General features: G+C 63.5%; 18 protein-coding genes and 1 tRNA gene. 7 read left to right on the top strand and 12 right to left on the bottom strand.

The genetic code is table 11. The features are described from left to right. Nucleotides 1–98: 98 nt before the first annotated feature. The 6 genes from lon to ASD45_RS08805 all read right to left on the bottom strand — a co-directional run bounded on the left by lon (nucleotide 99) and on the right by ASD45_RS08805 (nucleotide 8,688). The gene (lon, locus tag ASD45_RS08830; protein ID WP_056911152.1) at nucleotides 99–2,525 is read right to left on the bottom strand and encodes an endopeptidase La; all 2,427 of its coding nucleotides are present in this window, start codon (nucleotides 2,523–2,525) and stop codon (nucleotides 99–101) included. 418 nt (nucleotides 2,526–2,943) lie between these two features. After that, complete coding sequence (gene clpX / locus ASD45_RS08825) at nucleotides 2,944–4,221, bottom strand: ATP-dependent Clp protease ATP-binding subunit ClpX (protein WP_056911151.1); 1,278 nt, start codon at nucleotides 4,219–4,221, stop codon at nucleotides 2,944–2,946. Nucleotides 4,222–4,573: 352 nt separating this feature from the next. Next, nucleotides 4,574–5,206, bottom strand: coding sequence for an ATP-dependent Clp endopeptidase proteolytic subunit ClpP (clpP, locus tag ASD45_RS08820; protein ID WP_056911150.1), 633 nt, complete (start codon nucleotides 5,204–5,206; stop codon nucleotides 4,574–4,576). Between the two features lie 264 nt (nucleotides 5,207–5,470). Next, the gene (tig, locus tag ASD45_RS08815) at nucleotides 5,471–6,829 is read right to left on the bottom strand and encodes a trigger factor (RefSeq protein WP_056911149.1); all 1,359 of its coding nucleotides are present in this window, start codon (nucleotides 6,827–6,829) and stop codon (nucleotides 5,471–5,473) included. 120 nt (nucleotides 6,830–6,949) lie between these two features. Beyond that, nucleotides 6,950–7,034: transfer RNA gene (locus tag ASD45_RS08810), tRNA-Leu, on the bottom strand. Between the two features lie 163 nt (nucleotides 7,035–7,197). Then, complete coding sequence (locus ASD45_RS08805) at nucleotides 7,198–8,688, bottom strand: NAD(P)H-hydrate dehydratase (RefSeq protein ID WP_056911148.1); 1,491 nt, start codon at nucleotides 8,686–8,688, stop codon at nucleotides 7,198–7,200. Between the two features lie 318 nt (nucleotides 8,689–9,006). Between ASD45_RS08805 and ASD45_RS08800 the strand changes: the two genes are divergently transcribed. The 3 genes from ASD45_RS08800 (at nucleotide 9,007) to ASD45_RS08790 (ending at nucleotide 11,835) form a co-directional block, all read left to right on the top strand. Next, nucleotides 9,007–9,345, top strand: a complete 339-nt coding sequence (locus ASD45_RS08800; protein WP_056911147.1) for a P-II family nitrogen regulator — start codon at nucleotides 9,007–9,009, stop codon at nucleotides 9,343–9,345. 57 nt (nucleotides 9,346–9,402) lie between these two features. Next, complete coding sequence (gene glnA, locus ASD45_RS08795; protein ID WP_056911146.1) at nucleotides 9,403–10,812, top strand: type I glutamate--ammonia ligase; 1,410 nt, start codon at nucleotides 9,403–9,405, stop codon at nucleotides 10,810–10,812. Between the two features lie 93 nt (nucleotides 10,813–10,905). Beyond that, complete coding sequence (locus ASD45_RS08790; RefSeq protein WP_082540730.1) at nucleotides 10,906–11,835, top strand: glutaminase; 930 nt, start codon at nucleotides 10,906–10,908, stop codon at nucleotides 11,833–11,835. A 9-nt stretch (nucleotides 11,836–11,844) separates the two neighbouring features. On the opposite strand, the gene ASD45_RS08785 is transcribed toward ASD45_RS08790, so the two are convergent. Continuing rightward, complete coding sequence (locus ASD45_RS08785) at nucleotides 11,845–12,036, bottom strand: DUF2735 domain-containing protein (RefSeq protein ID WP_056911145.1); 192 nt, start codon at nucleotides 12,034–12,036, stop codon at nucleotides 11,845–11,847. Nucleotides 12,037–12,527: 491 nt separating this feature from the next. On the opposite strand from ASD45_RS08785, the gene ASD45_RS08780 reads away from it, so the two are divergent. The 4 genes from ASD45_RS08780 (at nucleotide 12,528) to ASD45_RS08765 (ending at nucleotide 16,222) form a co-directional block, all read left to right on the top strand. Then, nucleotides 12,528–13,565, top strand: a complete 1,038-nt coding sequence (locus ASD45_RS08780; protein WP_056911144.1) for a glutamine synthetase beta-grasp domain-containing protein — start codon at nucleotides 12,528–12,530, stop codon at nucleotides 13,563–13,565. A gap of 136 nt (nucleotides 13,566–13,701) precedes the next feature. Then, the gene (locus tag ASD45_RS08775; protein WP_056911143.1) at nucleotides 13,702–14,562 is read left to right on the top strand and encodes an SAM-dependent methyltransferase; all 861 of its coding nucleotides are present in this window, start codon (nucleotides 13,702–13,704) and stop codon (nucleotides 14,560–14,562) included. Then, nucleotides 14,562–15,485, top strand: coding sequence for a class I SAM-dependent methyltransferase (locus tag ASD45_RS08770; protein WP_056911142.1), 924 nt, complete (start codon nucleotides 14,562–14,564; stop codon nucleotides 15,483–15,485). Before ASD45_RS08775 ends, ASD45_RS08770 begins: the two co-directional genes overlap by 1 nt. Next, the gene (locus tag ASD45_RS08765) at nucleotides 15,482–16,222 is read left to right on the top strand and encodes a pseudouridine synthase (protein ID WP_056911141.1); all 741 of its coding nucleotides are present in this window, start codon (nucleotides 15,482–15,484) and stop codon (nucleotides 16,220–16,222) included. The genes ASD45_RS08770 and ASD45_RS08765 overlap by 4 nt, the downstream gene beginning before the upstream one ends. Before the next feature lies 1 nt (nucleotide 16,223). Here the strand turns inward: ASD45_RS08765 and ASD45_RS08760 are convergent, their stop codons facing one another. The 5 genes from ASD45_RS08760 to rplM all read right to left on the bottom strand — a co-directional run bounded on the left by ASD45_RS08760 (nucleotide 16,224) and on the right by rplM (nucleotide 20,329). Beyond that, nucleotides 16,224–16,472 carry a hypothetical protein gene (locus ASD45_RS08760; RefSeq protein WP_056911140.1) on the bottom strand — a complete coding sequence of 83 codons (249 nt, stop codon included), beginning with the start codon at nucleotides 16,470–16,472 and terminating at the stop codon, nucleotides 16,224–16,226. Between the two features lie 54 nt (nucleotides 16,473–16,526). Beyond that, entirely contained in the window at nucleotides 16,527–17,783 is a 1,257-nt protein-coding gene (locus ASD45_RS08755) for a GGDEF domain-containing protein (RefSeq protein ID WP_056911139.1), read from the bottom strand. Nucleotides 17,784–17,971: 188 nt separating this feature from the next. Then, entirely contained in the window at nucleotides 17,972–19,186 is a 1,215-nt protein-coding gene (locus ASD45_RS08750) for a GGDEF domain-containing protein (RefSeq protein ID WP_056911138.1), read from the bottom strand. A gap of 196 nt (nucleotides 19,187–19,382) precedes the next feature. Next, entirely contained in the window at nucleotides 19,383–19,859 is a 477-nt protein-coding gene (gene rpsI / locus ASD45_RS08745) for a 30S ribosomal protein S9 (RefSeq protein ID WP_082540729.1), read from the bottom strand. Nucleotides 19,860–19,861: 2 nt separating this feature from the next. Next, nucleotides 19,862–20,329, bottom strand: coding sequence for a 50S ribosomal protein L13 (gene rplM / locus ASD45_RS08740; protein WP_056911137.1), 468 nt, complete (start codon nucleotides 20,327–20,329; stop codon nucleotides 19,862–19,864). Nucleotides 20,330–20,440: the final 111 nt, after the last annotated feature.

Here is a 20,440-nt window from a genome sequence, read left to right as displayed (position 1 = left end):
ATAACGCGGTACTGCGTCGTCGTGCAAGCGCTGCCGCGCCAGCACCCAAATAAAAACGGCGCCCGAAGGCGCCGTTTTCACATTCAGAGGCCGGCCGCTTAGTGTGCGGTCAGGCCAGACTCGTCGCCGGTCTTCTTGTCGGCGGCGGCCGCGGCAGCGGCAGCCGCCTCGTCCCACTCGATCGGTTCCGGCTTGCGCACCAGGGCCTTGGCCAGCACCTCGTCCATCCGGGAAACCGGAACGATCTCGAGGTGCTTCTTGACGGTCTCGGAGATTTCCACCAGATCCTTGGCGTTCTCCTCCGGGATCAGCACAGTCTTGATGCCACCGCGCGCGGCGGCCAGCAGCTTTTCCTTCAAGCCGCCGATCGGCAGCACCCTGCCGCGCAGCGTGATCTCACCGGTCATGGCGACGTCCTTGCGGACCGGAATGCCGGTCATCACCGAGACGATAGCCGTGACCATCGCGACGCCCGCGGACGGACCATCCTTGGGTGTCGCGCCCTCCGGCACGTGCACGTGGATGTCGCGCTTGTCGAACAGTGGCGGCTCGATGCCGAAGGCGACCGAGCGGGAGCGGACGTAGGACGCCGCCGCCGAGATCGACTCCTTCATCACGTCACGCAGATTGCCGGTGACGGTCATCCTGCCCTTGCCCGGCATCGAGGTGCCTTCGATGGTGAGCAGCTCGCCGCCCACATCGGTCCACGCCAGACCCGTGACCATGCCGACCAGATCTTCCGCCTCCACTTCGCCGTAGCGATACTTCGCCACGCCGAGATAGTCGGCGAGATTCTGAGCGGTGACGGCGATCGACTTCTTGTCGGAAGTCATGATCTCCTTCACGGCCTTGCGGACAAGGGTCGACAGTTCGCGTTCGAGACTACGCACGCCGGCTTCCCGGGTGTAGCGCCGGATCAGCAGCAACAGACCTTCATCGTTGATGGTCCATTCCTGAGGCGCCAAACCGTGCTTGGCGACCGCGTGCGGAATCAGATGCTTGCGCGCGATCTCCAGCTTTTCATCCTCGGTGTAACCGGCGATGCGGATGATCTCCATACGATCCATCAACGGCCCAGGAATGTTGAGCGTGTTGGCGGTCGTGATGAACATCACGTTCGACAGGTCGTAATCCACCTCGAGATAGTGGTCGTTGAACGTCGAGTTCTGCTCCGGATCCAGAACCTCGAGCAAAGCCGAGGACGGATCGCCGCGGAAATCGGCGCCCATCTTGTCGATCTCATCCAGCAGGAACAGCGGGTTCGACGACTTGGCCTTTCTCATCGACTGGATGATCTTGCCAGGCATCGAGCCGATGTAGGTCCGCCGGTGACCACGGATCTCGGCCTCGTCACGCACGCCGCCGAGCGACACGCGCACGAACTCACGGCCGGTCGCCTTGGCGATCGACTTGCCGAGCGAGGTCTTGCCGACGCCCGGAGGGCCGACGAGACACAGGATCGGACCGGTCAGCTTGTTGGCGCGCTGCTGCACGGCGAGATACTCGACGATGCGTTCCTTGACCTTCTCGAGGCCGTAGTGATCGGCATCGAGAATGGTTTCGGCGGCGGTGAGATCCTTCTTGACCTTGCCCTTCTTGCCCCACGGGATCGACAGCAGCCAATCGAGATAGTTGCGCACGACGGTGGCTTCGGCCGACATCGGCGACATCTGACGCAGCTTCTTCAGCTCGTGCTGCGCCTTCTCGCGGGCTTCCTTCGACAGCTTGGTCTTCTTGATCTTATCCTCGAGTTCGGCAAGTTCGTCCTTGCCTTCCTCGTCGCCGAGCTCCTTCTGGATCGCCTTCATCTGCTCGTTGAGGTAGTACTCGCGCTGGGTCTTCTCCATCTGCCGCTTGACGCGGGTGCGGATGCGCTTTTCCACCTGCAGAACCGAGATCTCGCTCTCCATCAGGCCGAGCACCTTCTCAAGGCGCGCGGTGACGGACGGCGTCTCCAGGATGTCCTGCTTGTCCGGAATCTTGACGGCGAGATGCGAAGCCACCGTGTCGGCGAGCTTGGCGTAATCCTCGATCTGCTGGATCACGCCGACGACTTCCGGCGACACCTTCTTGTTCAGCTTCACATAGTTTTCGAATTCGGTGACGACCGAACGCGCCATGGCTTCCGCTTCGACCTTCTCGCCGACATCGTCGACGATCGGGGTTGCGTCGGCTTCATAGTATTCGTCGCGGTCGCTGTACTTGGAGACCTTGGCACGCGTCGCGCCCTCGACCAGCACCTTCACGGTGCCGTCGGGCAGCTTCAGGAGTTGCAGGACGCTCGCCAGCGTGCCGACTTCGAAAATCTGGTCGGTGGCCGGATCGTCGTCGGACGCGTTCTTCTGGGTCGCCAGCAGGATAAAGGTGTCAGAGCGCATGACTTCTTCGAGCGCCTTGATCGACTTTTCACGGCCGACAAAGAGCGGAACGATCATGTGCGGAAACACCACGATGTCGCGCAACGGGAGCACCGGATAGGCCCGGGATTCGCCCGGCTGCAGCGTGGGTCGTGGCTTGTTGGTCATTGCTTCCAGTCCTTGTGTTGTGCCCCTGTTCCGTGACCCGCATCAGCGGCATCGCAAGAACAGTGCCGAGCAGGAAGAAGAAACGTCGGAACGCGCTTCCTGTTTCGCGTTCCACCCCCGAGCATGAGTTTCGGGGTCAGTTCCTTCGTCTAAAACGACGCTTTGTACGCCAGTTGTTCGACAGCACTATACGTAGGATGGTGACCACCCCTCCGCAAGTAATGCCCGAAACTCCAGTTAAGATCGGGCTAGCGTCGAAGCACAACACAAACGCTTTGATTCTGCGACGATTAAGCCGTCCCGCACCGGGATATTCAGCCGCCGTTCCGTGGGCCGGCAGCGTTGCTGGAACTGGGCACGCGGCAACGGGCTACCGGCCCCAAAAGAGGCCGGTAGTTCACTTCGGAACCGGGAAAGATCAGGCGCTGGCGGAGCCCTGGTCGGCGGTGCGGTCGCTGCGGTCGGCGTAGATGTAGAGCGGCCGCGCCGTCCCCTCCACGACCTCCTTGGAGATCACGACCTCCTCGACGCCCTCGAGCGAGGGCAGATCGAACATGGTGTCGAGCAGGATGCCCTCCATGATCGACCGCAGGCCGCGGGCGCCGGTCTTGCGCTCGATCGCCTTGCGGGCAATCGCGCCGAGAGCTTCCTCGGCCAAGGTCAGGTCGATCGACTCCATCTCGAACAGGCGCTGGTACTGCTTGACCAGCGCGTTCTTCGGCTCGACCAGAATTTTCTTCAGCGACGCCTCGTCCAGGTCTTCCAGCGTGGCGACGACCGGCAGACGGCCAACGAACTCCGGAATGAGGCCGTACTTGAGCAGATCTTCCGGCTCGACGTCGCGGAAGATCTCGCCCATGCGGCGGTCTTCCGGCGAGGTCACCTTGGCGCCGAAGCCGATCGAGGTCGACTTGCCACGGCTCGAGATGATCTTGTCCAACCCAGAGAACGCACCACCGCAGATGAACAGGATGTTGGTGGTGTCGACCTGCAGGAATTCCTGCTGCGGATGCTTGCGGCCGCCCTGCGGCGGCACGGAAGCGACCGTCCCTTCCATGATCTTCAGCAATGCCTGCTGTACGCCCTCACCCGACACGTCGCGGGTGATCGACGGATTGTCGGACTTGCGGCTGATCTTGTCGATTTCGTCGATATAGACGATGCCGCGCTGGGCGCGTTCGACATTGTAGTCTGCGGCCTGCAACAGCTTCAGGATGATGTTCTCGACGTCCTCGCCGACGTAGCCGGCCTCGGTGAGCGTCGTTGCATCGGCCATCGTGAACGGCACGTCGAGGATTCGCGCCAGCGTCTGAGCCAGCAGCGTCTTGCCAGAACCGGTCGGACCGATCAGCAGGATGTTCGACTTCGCCAGTTCGACGTCCTGGTGCTTGGTCTGGTGGTTGAGCCGCTTGTAGTGATTGTGCACGGCGACCGAGAGCACGCGCTTGGCATGCATCTGACCGATCACGTAGTCGTCGAGGACCTTGCAGATTTCCTTTGGCGTCGGAATGCCGTCGCGCGACTTCACCAGCGAGGATTTATTCTCCTCGCGAATGATGTCCATGCAGAGCTCGACGCACTCGTCGCAGATGAAAACGGTTGGACCCGCGATCAGCTTTCTGACTTCGTGCTGGCTCTTGCCGCAGAACGAGCAGTACAAGGTGTTCTTGGAATCGGTGCTGCCGACTTTGCTCATTCCGTTCTCCGTCTCACTCGTCCCAATACCTGACCAAGCAGACCGATCAAAGTATCGCTCGTTGCGTCACCCCGCCATGGCCCGGCAAGCCGGACCCGATTGTCAGCGAAGCAAATTTCGCGCCGCAACTCCAACACGGCGGCCATTTACTCCGGGCGGCCGCTAACCCCTTTCCCGACCGAAGCATAAGCGAAGCATGCTACGGGGAGGATGATCAAGAATGTATTAACGATAACGTTGGCCGGATTTGTGGGCAAAACCGGTGCAAATTACCGTTATCTCAAGGCCCTCCCGGGCCATTTAAACGTCGGGATGCGGGGAACTTTCGCATCCCGAAAGCTGGCGAACCGCATCAGGCCGGCTTGAGGCCAGCGTCCTGCGGCCGCTTCTCGATGACCTTGTCGACGATGCCGAAGTCGCGCGCCGCCTCAGCGGTGAGGAAGTAATCGCGCTCCAACGCATCCTCGATCTTCTTCAGCGCCTGGCCGGTGTGGTGCACGTAGATCTCGTTCAGCCGCTTCTTCAGGTTCAAAATCTCCTGCGCGTGCAGCATGATGTCGGTCGCCTGGCCCTGGAAGCCGCCAGACGGCTGGTGCACCATGATGCGCGCGTTCGGCAGCGCGAAACGCATGTCCTTCTCGCCGGCGGCGAGCAGCAGCGAACCCATCGAAGCGGCCTGGCCGATGCACAGCGTCGAGACGGCCGGGCGGATGAACTGCATCGTGTCGTAAATAGCCATCCCGGACGTCACCACCCCGCCAGGCGAGTTGATGTACATCGAGATTTCTTTCTTCGGGTTCTCGGCTTCGAGGAACAGAAGCTGCGCCACGATCAAGGTCGACATACCGTCTTCGATCGGGCCGGTAATGAAGATGATGCGTTCCTTCAGGAGCCGGGAGAAAATGTCGTACGCCCGTTCGCCGCGGTTAGTCTGTTCGACCACCATCGGCACGAGGTTCATGTAGGTATCGATCGGATCTTTCATGGCGGCTCCAAAGGGCGTAACGACGCGAATCACACGGGCTAGATTAGCCGGTAGCCGCGCTCCGACGATCTATTTTCGGTTGCCCCCATCCGCAAGGGCCACCCTAGGGCCTGGTGACAAGTGTCTTAAGACGCAAGGCTAACAGGCGTTAGTTCGCCACGCCCGAAGTTGGGCATAACGACCGGCAGGCGTCGCGATACCTGCCGGTTGGCCATTTTGGCCGATGCCGATTAAGCAATCGTGCAAGAGACAGCGGGGATTTGGTTAAGCCCCCTCCGCCTCTTCCTCTTCCTTCATCAGCTCTTCGCGCGATACCTTTTTGTCGGTCACGTCGGCGAGTTCGAGCAGGAAGTCGACAACCTTCTCCTCGAAAATCGGCGCGCGCAGCGAGGCGAGCGCATCCGGGTTCTGGCGGTAGTAATCCCAGACGCGCTGTTCCTGACCGGCGAACTGGCGGGCGCGCTCGGCGACCGCGCGCGACAGTTCCTCGTCGCCCACCGTGATCTTGTTCTTCTCGCCGATCTCGGCGAGCACGAGGCCAAGGCGCACCCGGCGCTCGGCGATGGCGCGGTATTCCTCTTTCGCCTTTTCCTCGGTGGTGTTCTCGTCGGCGAAGGTCTTGTTCTCCGCCTTGAGCTCTTCGGTCACCGATGACCAGACGCGGTTGAACTCGTCTTCCGCCAGCGTCGGCGGCAGATCGAACTTGTGCAGCTTGTCGAGCTCGTCGAGCAGCGCGCGCTTCACCTTCTGGCGCGACATCTGCTGATAGTCGCGGCCGATGCGTTCCTTCACGGCCTCACGCAGCTTGGCCAGCGATTCCAGGCCGAGCTGCTTGGCGAATTCATCGTCCACCGTGACCTCGCCCGGGGCTTCGATCGACTTCGCCGTCGTGGCGAATTCGGCGTCCTTGCCGGCGAGCTCTGCATTGGCGTAGCGCTCCGGAAACTTCGCCTTCACGGTGCGGTTCTCGCCGGCGGCAATGCCGATGAGCTGATCCTCGAAGCCCGGAATGAACGTGCCGGAGCCGATTTCGACCGCGATGTCGTCGCCGGTGCCGCCCTCGAACGGCTTGCCGTCGATGGTGCCGACGAACGAGATGATGACGCGGTCGCCGGTCTCCGCCTTGGCGCCCTCAGCCTTGGCGGCATAGGGCCGGTTCTGCTTTGCGATGCGTTCCACCGCCTCGTCGATCTCGGCGTCGGTGACATCGGTCGTCAGCTTTGTGAGCTTGATCGACTTGAAATCGCCGAGCTTGATCTCGGGAACGATCTCGATGCCGACGGTGTACTGGAGATCCGAGCCACCGGTGATGAGCTTCTCGACCTCGCCCTCTTCCGACGGCAGCGTCACCTTCGGATCGGCGGCCAACTTGAAATTGTTGTCGGTGACGATCTTCTGGTTGACGTCGCGTACCGACGCTTCGATTACTTCGGCCATCGCCGAACGGCCATAGACCTTCTTGAGGTGCGCGACCGGCACTTTGCCCGGACGGAAGCCGTTGATGCGGACCTTGTCCTTGAGCTCCTCGAGGCGCGCATTGACCTTGGTCTCGAGTTCGGCGACCGGAATGCTGACCGCGTATTCGCGCTTCAGGCCTTCGGAGAGTGTTTCAGTAACCTGCATGATCTCACTTTGTCTTCGTTGGACGCGCGACACTGTCTGTCGCGACAGCGGCGCGCCGTGGTGCTCGGATTGCGGGGCCCGCCCCCGCATTCAACAACTCAAAAACCTAAGTCCCCTGGCTGGTGCGGGCGGAGGGACTCGAACCCCCACGACTTTCGCCACTGGAACCTAAATCCAGCGCGTCTACCAATTCCGCCACGCCCGCAAAGGGCCTTCAAAATCTGTCTGCCCGCGACGCGCGGACATAACCCCTCGGCCCGGCAAGGGCAAGAAAATTGGGCAAAGCAGGAAACCACCGCCGTTGAGGCGGCCGGGCGGGTCGTGGCTGTATTGGAAGCACCACTAAGATGGCCCCGTTCGCCGCCGGCTCAAGGGGCCGTCGGGAACCCGAGCAGTCGTCGGTAAATCGGCGGCAGGGCCTCGGGCAGGTCCTCGGCGATCAATCCCGGGCCGAATGCCACAGCGGCCTCGCCATGGAGCCACGCGGCGGCGCTGGCAGCCTCGAAGCCGTCCATGCCCTGAGCCAGCAGGCCGACGATCATGCCGGCCAGCACATCGCCCGCCCCCGCGGTCGCCAGGTAAGGCGGTGCATTGTCAGAAATCGAAGCGCGGCCGTCCGGGGCGGCGACGACGGTATCCGGCCCCTTGAACAGGACCACGGCGCCGCTCAGTGTGGCCGCCTCGCGGGCCTTCTCAAGCTTAGAATTAAGATTAGGATTATCTGATATTAATTTGAATATTCTATAGAACTCCCCCGAATGCGGCGTCAGAATTGTCGTGGAAGTCCGGCCACGGATCGCGGTCAGCAATGGTTCCGGCTGCTCCGCGAAACTGGTTATGGCATCGGCATCCAGCACCACCGCGGCCGGGCTCTGCAGCGCCGTGAGCGCCAATTCCCGCATCTGTGGCCCTACGCCGCCGCCCGGCCCCAGAGCCACGGCATTACGCCGGTGGTCCGCCAGGAACATCCCGAGTTCCGCCGCCCCATCGACCGCCCGCACCATGATCGCAAGGTTGCTGGCGGCGTTGACGGCCAGAGCTTCGCGCGGCGAGGCGATCGTCACCAGGCCTGCCCCGGCACGCAACGCGCCTCGAGCCGCCAGCCGGGCCGCACCGGTGGTCGACAGGCCGCCCGACAGCACCACGGCGTGGCCGCGGCTGTATTTGTGACCGTCGACGCGCGGCACCGGAAAGCGCGACCGCCACAGGTCAGGCCCGTTGGCAAAAGCCTGCGGCTTGATGGCCCCGAGCACACTCGGCGGAATGCCGATATCCGCGATCACGACCGGGCCGCAATGCAGCCGGCCGGGCAGCAGCAGGTGACCGGTCTTCTTGCGGAAGAACGTCACCGTGCGCGCGGCATTAACCGCCACGCCCATGACCGCGCCGGTGGTGCCATTGACGCCGCTCGGCAGATCGACGGCGATGATCGGCACGCCGCTGGCGTTCATTGCCTCGATCATCGTCCGCGGCAGTCCATCGACCGGCCGATCGAGGCCGGCACCGAACAGCGCGTCGATGACGATGTCGCAATCCTTGATGGCGCCGGACGACGCCGGCACCGTCGGTCCGCGCCAGTGCTCGAATGCCGCCAAGGCATCGCCCTTGAGGCGAGCAATGTCGCCGACCAGCATCACCGTCACGGCGTGTCCGCGTTCGGCCAGGAGCCGCGCCGCGACAAAGCCGTCGCCGCCATTGTTGCCCGGTCCCGCAACAACCAGGACGCGCTTTTGCTGCGGGTTGATCGCTTCGGCCACCGCACGGCCGGCATGCTCCATCAGGCGCAGCCCCGAGGTGCCTGCCGCGATCGTGGCGCGGTCCGCCTCGGCCATCTCGGCGGTCGTCAAAAGCTCATTCATGTGTTCGACACTATCGGCCGTGAATATGGCCGACAATTCAGCGTTCTTCCGTATGCGATGGCCTGCCTCAAGTTGCTGCGTTGCAACGGCTTTCCCGCTCTGGCTAATATATGGGCATAATGCTTAATTGCGCGGCACTGAATCTTAGGCAGATCGATTTAGTTGCTGCGGTATAAGGCTCAAAGCATTGCTGTGGAATGGAAATCGATTGGTGCGCGATCTGGCACAAGACCTGCAAACACCAGCGCTGCTCGCAAGGGTTAGCGCGGCTCCTCAGCCGTCGATGGCTTTGGGCACTGTTGGAAGAGAGACAAGTGGATGAAAAAAATCGAGGCCATCATCAAGCCCTTCAAGCTCGACGAGGTGAAGGAAGCCCTCCAGGAGGTCGGGCTTCAGGGCATTACCGTGACGGAAGCGAAGGGTTTCGGCCGCCAGAAGGGTCACACCGAGCTATATCGCGGCGCTGAATACGTCGTCGATTTCCTGCCCAAGGTGAAGATCGAGATCGTGCTCGGCGACGACATGCTGGACAAGGCGGTCGACGCCATCCGCCGCGCCGCCCAGACCGGCCGGATCGGTGACGGCAAGATCTTCGTGTCGAACATCGAAGAGGCGATCCGCATCAGAACCGGTGAATCCGGTATTGACGCCATCTGACGTCTGGCCAAATGTCGCGGCCGGATTGACCCATTCCAGCCAGGGGATAAGCGACCGATGACGACAGCCAAGAATGTCATGAAGATGATCAAGGATAACGACGTCAAATACGTCGATTTCCGCTTCACCGATCCGCGCGGCAAATGGCAGCACGTCACGTTCGACGTCTCGCTGATCGAGGAAGACACCTTCGTTGAAGGCCAGATGTTCGACGGCTCGTCGATCGCCGGCTGGAAGGCGATCAACGAATCCGACATGAACCTGATGCCGGACCCGGCCACCGCCTGCATCGATCCGTTCTTCGCCGAGACCACCCTGGTGCTGGTCTGCGACGTGCTCGAGCCGACCACGGGCGAACCCTATAACCGCGACCCGCGCGGCATTGCCCGCAAGGCCGAAGCCCTGGTCAAGTCGATGGGCTACGGCGACACCATCTTCTTCGGCCCGGAAGCCGAGTTCTTCGTGTTCGACGACGTCAAGTACAAGGCCGATCCCTACAACACCGGCTTCAAGCTCGACTCGATCGAACTGCCGACCAATTCCGACACCGATTATGAAGGCGGCAACCTCGGCCACCGCATCGGCATCAAGAAGGGCTACTTCCCGGTGCCGCCGCAGGACTCGGCGCAGGACATGCGCTCGGAAATGCTGGGCGCGATGGCGCGCATGGGCGCCAAGGTCGAAAAGCACCATCACGAAGTGGCGTCGGCGCAGCACGAACTCGGCCTGAAGTTCGGTCCGATGACCATCATGGCCGACCACTTGCAGATCTATAAGTATTGCATCCAGCAGGTCGCGCAGATCTACGGCAAGACGGCGACGTTCATGCCGAAGCCGATCTACGGCGACAACGGCTCGGGCATGCACTGCCACCAGTCGATCTGGAAGGACGGCAAGCCGATGTTCGCCGGCGACAAGTATGCCGGTCTCTCCGACATGTGCCTGTCCTACATCGCCGGCGTCATCAAGCACGCCAAGGCGATCAACGCCTTCACCAACCCGACCACCAACTCCTACAAGCGTCTGGTGCCGGGCTTCGAGGCGCCGGTGCTGCTCGCCTACTCGGCGCGCAACCGCTCGGCCTCGTGCCGCATCCCCTATACCGAGAGCCCGAAGGCCAAGCGCGTGGAAGTGCGTTTCCCCGATCCGCTGGCCAATCCCTACCTCTGCTTCTCCGCGCTGCTGATGGCCGGCCTCGACGGCATCAAGAACAAGCTCCACCCCGGCGACGCGATGGACAAGGATCTGTACGACCTGCCGAAGGCCGAGCTGAAGCAGATCCCGACGGTGTGCGGCAGCTTGCGCGAGGCGCTGGAAAGCCTCGACAAGGACCGCGACTTCCTCAAGGCCGGCGGCGTGTTCGATGACGACTTTATCGACAGCTACATCGAGCTGAAGATGACCGAGGTCATCCGCTTCGAGCACACGCCGCACCCGGTCGAGTTCGAAATGTACTACTCGGCCTGAGTGCCGCTGCTTTGCGGCGTCGCGGATCGCGACGCCGCCCTCTCTCGGGGCGCTCCTGTCAAGGAGCGCCCTTCTTGTTGACGAAGGTGCGACGTGTCGAAGCTTCAGATTGCCGTTCGCGACATCGCCGACGAAATGCGAGAGCGGACCGACCGCGGCGAGGTCGCGACCTACATCCCCGAACTCGCCAATGTCGATCGCAAGCATTTCGGCATCGCCGTGGTCGGCGTCGATGGCGAGGTGGTGGTCGGCGGCGACCATGACATGCCGTTCTCGATCCAGAGCGTGTCGAAGGTGTTCACGCTGACACTGGCACTCGGCAAGGCTGGCGACCGGCTTTGGCAACGTGTCGGCCGCGAGCCGTCCGGTTCGCCGTTCAACTCCGTCGTCCAGCTCGAGTACGAGCGCGGCAAACCGCGCAATCCGTTCATCAATGCCGGCGCAATCGCCGTCACCGATCTCATCCTCTCGGGTCATCAGCCGCGCGAAGCCCTGGGCGAGATCCTGCGCTTCATCCGCTTCCTCGCCGACGATCAGTCGATCGGCATCGACGAGAAGGTCGCCGCCTCCGAGCAGCGCACCGGTTTCCGCAACGCGGCCCTCGCCAATTACATGAAATCGTTCGGGGTACTCGACAACCCGGTTGACCTGACGCTCGGCGTCTACTTTCACCAGTGCGCCATCGCCATGTCGTGCTTGCAGCTCGCCCGCGCCGGCCGATACCTCGCGATGTCAGGACGAAATCCCGCGACCGGCCACCCCGTCATCAACGCCGAGCGCGCCCGCCGCATCAACGCGGTGATGCTCACGTGCGGTCACTATGATGGCTCGGGGGAATTTGCTTATCGCGTAGGCCTGCCGGGCAAGAGCGGCGTCGGCGGCGGCATTCTTTGCGTCGCGCCGGGCAAAGCCTCGATCGCCGTATGGTCGCCGGGTCTTGATGCAGCCGGCAACTCCCATCTCGGCCGCGTGGCGCTTGAAGCGCTCACCCGACGCATGGGCTGGTCGATCTTCGGCGCGTAGCTTTGCGGGTCAGTTCTTGAGCGCCGTTTCAGCCGCCTCGCGGATCGCCTCGTCGTGATACCAGCTGCCACCGTAGACGATCGTTGGCAGGATTTCCGGACCGAGGGTCCTGTTGAGGCCGCTACGCGGCGCCAGACCGGCGCGGCCACCGACCGGGAATTGGTAGATGGTCGCGGACTCTCGTTGTGCGTTTGTCGTCATCGTTGGTCTCCTCTGATGTCGCGCTTCCCGGCGCTTCGCTCAGACCGTTGTTCACAGAAACAACGCCACCACAGACATGGTGTTCTATACCACGAAATGAATACTCCGTGAGCAGATTGCCCCAATAAAATCAGCAAGTTGCCTACATTTTGCGCATCTTAGGATCTGCTTGATCAGGCGGCATGGCACTGGCGCAGCACGACTTTCCGGCCCGACGCTTGCCGCTACTTTGATCGCCGGCACATCAGCCGCCTAGAATCTGGGCAGACAGCAGTGTTCGAGCAGCACCTCGGCGACGAACCGGTGACAAAACCACCGTGTTTTCGCGGCCCCGCCGGACTGGTCAGTTGGCACACAAAATGCTTGCTACTCACCGGTCGTTGAGGCCGGGCGCGCCTTGAGCGGCTCAATCTGCCGTCCCGCGGCAGACGTTCTCGTACAAGGCTCCTCACTCACGGCGCTACAGGCGTCATCAGCATGAGAGATTCGCAATGACAAAGTACAAGCTCGAGTACATCTGGCTCGATGGCTACACGCCGGTGCCGAACCTGCGTGGCAAGACTCAGATCAAGGAATTTGCTTCGTTCCCGTCGCTTGCCGAGCTGCCGCTCTGGGGTTTCGACGGCTCCTCGACGATGCAGGCCGAAGGCCGCTCGTCGGACTGCGTGCTCAAGCCGGTCGCTGTGTATCCGGACGGCGCGCGCAAGAATGGCGTTCTGGTGATGTGCGAAGTCATGATGCCGGACGGTGTCACGCCGCACGCGAGCAACAAGCGCGCGACCATTCTCGACGATGAAGGGGCCTGGTTCGGCTTCGAGCAGGAGTACTTCTTCTACAAGAACGGCCGTCCGCTCGGCTTCCCGGAGCACGGCTATCCGGCGCCGCAGGGCCCCTACTACACCGGCGTCGGCTACTCGAATGTCGGTTCGCTCGCCCGCAAGATCGTCGAAGAGCATCTCGAGCTCTGCCTCGAGGCCGGCATCAACCACGAAGGCATCAACGCCGAAGTGGCCAAGGGCCAGTGGGAATTCCAGATCTTCGGCAAGGGCTCCAAGACTGCGGCCGACCAGATGTGGATCGCCCGCTACATCATGATGCGCCTTTGCGAGCAGTACGAAATCGACATCGAGTGGCACTGCAAGCCGCTCGGCGACACTGACTGGAACGGCTCGGGCATGCATTGCAACTTCTCGACCGAGTACATGCGTACGGTCGGCGGCAAGGCTTACTTTGAAGCGCTGATGGCGCAGTTCGGCAAGAACCTCAACGACCACATCGCCGTCTACGGTCCGGACAACGACAAGCGTCTGACCGGCAAGCACGAGACCGCGCCGTGGAACAAGTTCTCCTACGGTGTTGCCGACCGCGGCGCTTCGATCCGCGTGCCGCACTCCTTCGTCAAGGGCGATCTCTACCGCGGTTACCTCGAAGACCGCCGCCCGAACTCGCAAGGGGACCCCTACCAGATCGCTTCGCAGATCCTGAAGACCATCTCCGAGGTTCCGACCTCGAAGTCGGCGGCGGCGTGAGCTGCTGCCAATCGGCGGCGGCCTGACGGCCGCTGGCGTTTCCTCCCAAGACTTGAGGCGCCCCCTAACCGGGGCGCCTTTTTTCTTTGGGTGACGGGCGCTGGCAACGGCGGCGCGCCGCCGCTAGATAGGCGGCATGAGCCAGCCGCCAAAGCCTGACAAGTCCGCTACCGCCAGACCGCTCGCCACCGAGAGCGACTGGAAGAAGCTGTGGCCGAGCGCCCAGCCGGGCAAATCCGAACCGCTCCTCAAGGCGCTGCACATCCTGACGCGCGACGGCGCGCTCAACGCCGATTCCCGGCGCAAGCTGACGCAAGTCCTCCACCTGACGCAGTTGTTGCGCCCGGCCATCGAGGCCATGCTGGCAGAGAAGGACGACCCGGTACTGGCCGACCTCGGCGCCGGCAAGTCCTATCTCGGCTTCATTCTTTACGACCTGATCATCGGCCCCGCCGGCAAGGGTCGTGTCGTCGGCGTCGAGGCCCGCGACAAGCTCGTCGAGACTTCGCGGGCGCTGGCCACACAAGCCGGCTTCGAACGCATGGAGTTCATGGCGGCGCCGATCGCAGAAGCGGTGCTGCCGGGCGGTCACGCCGACATGGTCACAGCGCTGCATGCTTGCGATACCGCAACCGACGACGCCATCCGCTTCGCCCTGCGCCACGAGGCGAAACACATTGCGCTGGTGCCGTGCTGCCAGGCCGAAGTCGCGCGACTGCTCGACGGTCATCAAGGCCCGATGCGCCAGCTCTGGCGGCACCCGATTCAGCGCCGCGAATTCGGGGCGCATCTCACCAATGTCATTCGCGGCCTGGTGCTGGAAGCGCAGGGCTACAAGGTGCGCGTCACCGAGTTTACTGGCCTCGAACATACGATGAAGAACGAACTGATCCTTGCCGAGCGGCATCAGCGCTCCAATGCGCAGGCGCGCGGCGAGCTCGATCGCCTGATCGATCAGATCGGCGTCAAGCCGGCGCTGCTTGATGTGATGGCGTGATGGTGGACGTCGTCGGAGTCTACGGCCAGCCGCCGTCCGATCTCGCGGACGTGCCGCGCGACGCCGTCCAGTTCTCACCACTGATCCCGGGCTCGGCGTCGCTCGATCGCCAACCGGCCGCGTCGCTCAATGCCATGACGCTGCTCGCACCGCCGGGCACGATCGAGCGCCGCTATGCGCTGGCGCAGGCGCTGCGCGCGCTCAAGCCTGGCGCGCCGCTCGTCGCGCTGGCGCCGAATGACCGCGGCGGCACGCGCCTGCGCAAGGAGCTCGAAGCTTTTGGCCTCGACGTCAACGAGACCGCCAAACGCCATCATCGGATCGCTGCCGCGGCGCGGCCCGCCAAGCTCGCGGGCATCGACGATGCCATTGCCGCGGTTATCGCCGATGGCGGCCCGCGCTTCGACGATGAGATCGGATTGTGGACCCAGCCTGGCGTGTTCTCCTGGGACCGCCTCGACCCCGGCACGGCGATGCTGATCGAGCACCTGCCCGACCTGTCCGGCCGCGGCGCCGATTTCGGCTGCGGCATCGGCGTGCTGGCGCGGGCCGTGCTCGCCAATGGCAGCGTCGGCGAACTCACTCTCATCGACATTGATCGCCGCGCCATTGAATGCGCCCAGCATAATCTCGACACGCCGCGCGCCCGCTTCCTGTGGATCGATCTGCGCGACCCGCATCCCGAACTCGTCAATCTCGACTTCGTGGTGATGAATGCGCCGTTCCACGATGCCGGCCAGGAAGACAAAGGGCTGGCGCAGGCATTCGTCAGGCGCGCCGCCGAGAGCCTGCGTAAGGGTGGCGTCTGCATCATGGTGGCGAACCGCCATCTGCCCTATGAGGCCGTGCTGAGGCCGTTGTTCAAGGCGGTCAAACCCGTGATCGAAACCGGCGGCTACAAGATCTACGAGGCGCGCAAATGAACAAAGCGCCCACGGCCCGCCTCGACCGCCTGCTGTCCAATCTCGGTTATGGCTCGCGTCGCGAGGTGCAGGATCTGATCAAAGCCGGCTATGTCCTGCTCGACGGCGACGCCGTCATCGACGGCGACGAGCGCATCGCGCTCACGCCCGACCTCGCCGCGCGCATGACGGTCGAGGGCGAGCCGCTCGATCCGCTGCCCGGTCTGGTGCTGATGATGAACAAGCCCATCGGCGTCACCTGCTCGCACAAGGAGCAAGGCCCTCTGGTGTATTCGCTGCTGCCGGAGCGCTGGCGCGCGCGCAATCCGGCGCTCTCGACCGTCGGCCGCCTCGATAAGGACACGTCCGGCCTATTGCTGCTCACCGACGACGGTGCGCTGCTGCACAGAATCATCTCGCCGAAGGCCAATGTGTCCAAGCGCTATGACGTTACGCTGGACCGGCCGCTGCGCGGCGACGAGAGCCAGGTGTTCGGCGCCGGCACCTTGATGCTCGATGATGAAGACAAGCCGCTGTTGCCGGCGCAGTTTGAGGCGGCGTCGGAGAAGCGCGGCTTTCTTACCATTACGGAAGGCCGCTACCACCAGGTGCGCCGCATGTTCGCGGCGATCGGCAATCACGTCACCGCCCTGCACCGCGATCGCATCGGCGCGCTGGCCCTGCCCGACGAACTTGCGCCTGGTGGGTACCGCGTTCTCGGCAGCGCCGAACTGGCGCGGGTGTTTCAGAGCGCGTGATTCAGGGAATGAACTGCAGCGCGGCGACGATAACGGCCAGACCCGCTGCGACGCCCGCGCCTGCGATCAGCATCTGACGGCGCTGGCGCTTGGGGCCGTACACGCCGGCAGCGCGACGCTCGGCGATCAGGGCCGCATCGAACTCCGCCGAAGACGAGTAGGCGCAAGCCAGTGCCACGCCAGCCTGTTCGGCATAGGCCTCGAGAGATAAAGCGGCGGCGGACGCCTGACGGTGCGACGGACTTGACATGCTCTTAGAGTAGAGCCGGCATGATTAATCGAACGTTACCGGAGTTCCGGCTGGTTAAACCGCAGCAGCGGCCTGCGAGCCGCGGCGCGCGGCGAAGCGGCCAATCTTGCCGTCGGCGCGCTTGTTGCGCGCGGCCCAGCGCGCCCGTGCCGCCTCCGTACCCGGCTCCTCATCGGCGGCGATGAAGCGGTTGCGGCCGCTGTTCTTGGCCCGGTACAGCGCCTCGTCGGCGCGCAGCAGCAGCGAATCGATGGTCGCCTCCGGCCGGTAGGTGGTGGCCAGTCCGCTGCTCACCGTCGCGCCGACGGCAATGTCGTCGATGACAACGCCCGCCTCCTGGAAATTGACGCGCAGACGTTCGGCGACGACGCAGGCATCCTCGATCGCCCCCGGGATCATGGCGACGAATTCCTCGCCGCCGAGCCGGCCGACGATGTCGCTGGCGCGCGTCGAGTCCTGCAGCACCTTGGCGAAGACCTTGAGCGCGCTGTCGCCGACGGCATGGCCGAAGCGGTCGTTGATCGACTTGAACTTGTCGAGATCGAACATCAGCAGCGTTACCGGCTCGCCGCGCCCGCTCTGTACCGCGTGCATGTTGCGCGCAGCTTCGAGGAAGGCGCCGCGGTTGAACAACCCGGTCAGACTGTCGGTCGTCGCGGCCTTGCGATAGAAATGAACGTGCCGGTCCTTGACCATCAACAGCACGATGAAAGCCGTGCCGACCGTATAAATCATGGTCTCGACGGCGAACACGGTCTGCCACCGCGTTGCGAAGACTTCGGGATACCAGGCGCGCAAGCCCAGCGGCATCAGGAAAATGCTGGCATGGAGCAACGGCACGACGACTGTCGCCGTGCGCGAATACAGCGACTTGCGCCGCTCGCGGCCAAGTTCGAACGCCATGAAGAAGGTATAGAGCGCGACGATGGTGACGCCGAGGATCACGCGATGCGGGCTGCCTTCTTCCAGCGTCGGCCACTGCGTCAGCACCAGCCAGCCGCCGGCGCCGGCGAGCGAGAACGACAACCGCATGTCGCGGCCGTAGAACAGCCGCAGCCCGTTCCAGAACATGCCGCAGGCGACGAAGATCAGCGCTTCGGCATACACTACCGGGACCTTGACGATCTGGTCCGGGGCGCCCCACAGCGTGATCGCCGCGGCGCCGATCAGATAAGCCGAGCCCCACCAGGCCAGCGCGCCGACATCGCGCTGCTGCATCCAGTTGATGATGAGGAAAACCCCGAGAAATCCGGCAATGCAAACGCTGGCGAAGATCAGGGTTGGAAAGTCCAGAGCGGCCGCTTGGGTCATAATGCTCGGTCGTGAGAGTGATAACGGACGTTCACCGTCGCAGCGTTGACGGACGCTAACCACTTCCGACCCTATCGCTCAGATCATGCGAAAGCTTTGAAGCCTTCGGCAGGCTTTGACGCAACAGCGGCGCGAATTCGATTCAAATTGCGGGATGGAGCGCCGCGGGCCCTGGGGCGCCGGCGGCGTCAGGCGCTGATCGGCAGCTTGCGCCAGTCGTGTTCGGCCTCGTCCGCCGCTGCACCGCCGACCGCCAATGAGTTTGCGGTGACGACACGGTTACGGCCCTTGGCCTTGGCGCGGTAAAGCGCGCGATCCGCCGCCGCCATCAGCGCGGGCAGCGTGGCGGTCGTCTTGTCTGCCAGCGCCAGGCCGACGCTGACTGTCGGCGCGATGTCGTCGGACTGCTCGGCGGCGGCAAACGCGCGGCGCAACTGCTCGGCCACGGCGAGGGCTTCATCGGCGCCGCGGACGCGCAGAACCGCGCCGAACTCCTCGCCGCCGATGCGGCCGAACAGGGCGTTCGGGCCCAGCGCGCGCGTCGCGGTGGCGGCAAAATTCATGAGCACCGCGTCGCCCGCGGCGTGACCGAGCCGGTCGTTGATCGCCTTGAAATGATCGAGGTCGAACAGCAGCATCGCCAGGCCGGTCCCGTCGGCGCGCTGCTGCGCGGCCAGCTTCTGCGCGCCGGTCAGGAAGGCGCGGCGGTTGGCGACGCCGGTCAGCGGATCGACCAGCGCCGCGGTCTTGTGCCGCAGTTCGGTGCGCTCCTTGGTCATGTTGAGCAGCAGAAAGGCCAGCACGACCGCGAACAGCAAAGTGCCGAACGATAGAAAGGGATAAAGCGCGCTGGCGGTCAGATGATACGCGCCGGCGGGCTGCGGCACCATCAGCGTCAGCGGCACGCGCGCGAACATGATGCTGGCATAGGCAGAGAGCGTGATCACCGTAGGCCAGCGCGACAGCAGCGGCTCGGCGCGGCCGCGCCATATCTCCAATCCGGCGACCAGAGCCAGGGCAGCAGCCAGGGCCGACGCGATGATGGTGCGCGCGTTGATGTCGGCGAGGATGACCGGCACGGAACAGGCCGCGAGCCAGATCAGAGGCGCGACCGCAATCAGCGCCGCTCGCGGCCGGCGGCCATCGAACTGGCGTGCGCCGAGCCAGACCAGCCCGAGGCCGACAAGCACCAGCATGTTGGCGAACTGGATCGACAGCCAGTCCGGCACCATGCCGCGCACCGCGACCAGCGCGGTGCCGGCCGCGCACAGCACGAACGCAACGCCCCACGTCATTGGCGCGCGAATGGCACGGTTCTGCAGCCCTGCGAACACAAGCAGAGCCCCCAGCAGCGCCGTGACGAAGACTGTCACGATCGCCAAAGTCGGAATATCGAGACGCATGGTTTGACCGCACCTATCCCCCGCCGATTTAAGCGGACGATGCTTTGGGGGTAGTTATCGTGCCCCACTTTTGTGCGGGGCATTATTGCCGATCAGTAAACACATTTCCAAGAATGTGCCGCAGTTCAATCGGCCGCCCACAAAAGAAAAGAGCGCGCCGAAGCGCGCTCTTTGGATTCGTTCGAATGTGCTTTGCTTAGCGCTTCGAGAACTGGAACGAACGACGGGCCTTGGCCTTGCCGTACTTCTTACGCTCGACCACGCGACTGTCGCGGGTGAGGAAGCCGCCGCGCTTGAGCACGCTGCGCAGATCCGGTTCGAAGTAGGTCAGCGCCTTGGCGATGCCGTGACGCACGGCGCCGGCCTGGCCCGACAAACCGCCGCCCGACACGGTGCAGACGACATCGAACTGGGTGGCGCGGTTGGCGGCAACCAGCGGCTGGTTGATCAGCATGCGCAGCACCGGACGGGCGAAGAACACTTCGATCGTGCGGGTGTTGACGGTGATCTTGCCGGAGCCGGGCTTGAGCCAGACGCGGGCGACAGCGTTCTTGCGCTTGCCGGTGGCATAGGCGCGGCCCTGCTTGTCGACCTTCTTCTCGTAGGTCGGCGCATCCGCGGCGGCCGGCTTGAGCTGCGCCAGGCCTTCCATTGACTGTACGGTCTCGGCCACGATTAGGCACTCCTCACGTTCTTGCGGTTCATCGCGGCGACATCGAGCGGTTCCGGCTTCTGCGCCTCATGCGGATGTTCGGCGCCCGGATAGACACGGAGGTTGCCGAACTGCACGCGGCCGAGCGGGCCACGCGGCAGCATGCGCTGCACGGCCTTCTCGACGACGCGCTCGGGGAATCGGCCGTCCATGATCTGCTTGACCGAACGTTCCTTGATGCCGCCGATGAAACCGGTGTGGTGGTGATAAACTTTTTGCTCGCGCTTGCGGCCGGTGAACACGACCTTCGACGCGTTGATGATAATGACGTTGTCGCCATCATCGACATGCGGGGTGTAGGTCGCCTTGTGCTTGCCGCGCAGGCGCATAGCGACGATCGAGGCGAGCCGGCCGACGACCAGCCCGGAGGCGTCGATCAGCAGCCACTTCTTCTCGATGTCGGCGGCTTTGGCCGACTGGGTGGTCTTCATGACAAATCCCAAAGAGTGGAAAACGATGGAAAAAGGCGCGGGATGAGCCGCGCCAGCGTGTCGGCTATGTACCGGAGGCTGCTCGCACCGTCAACGCCGTTCGACGAATAT

This window comes from Pseudolabrys sp. Root1462 (genome assembly GCF_001426945.1).
Classification (GTDB): Bacteria; Pseudomonadota; Alphaproteobacteria; order Rhizobiales; family Xanthobacteraceae; genus Pseudolabrys.
This window is presented reverse-complemented; position numbering and strand designations above follow the sequence as displayed.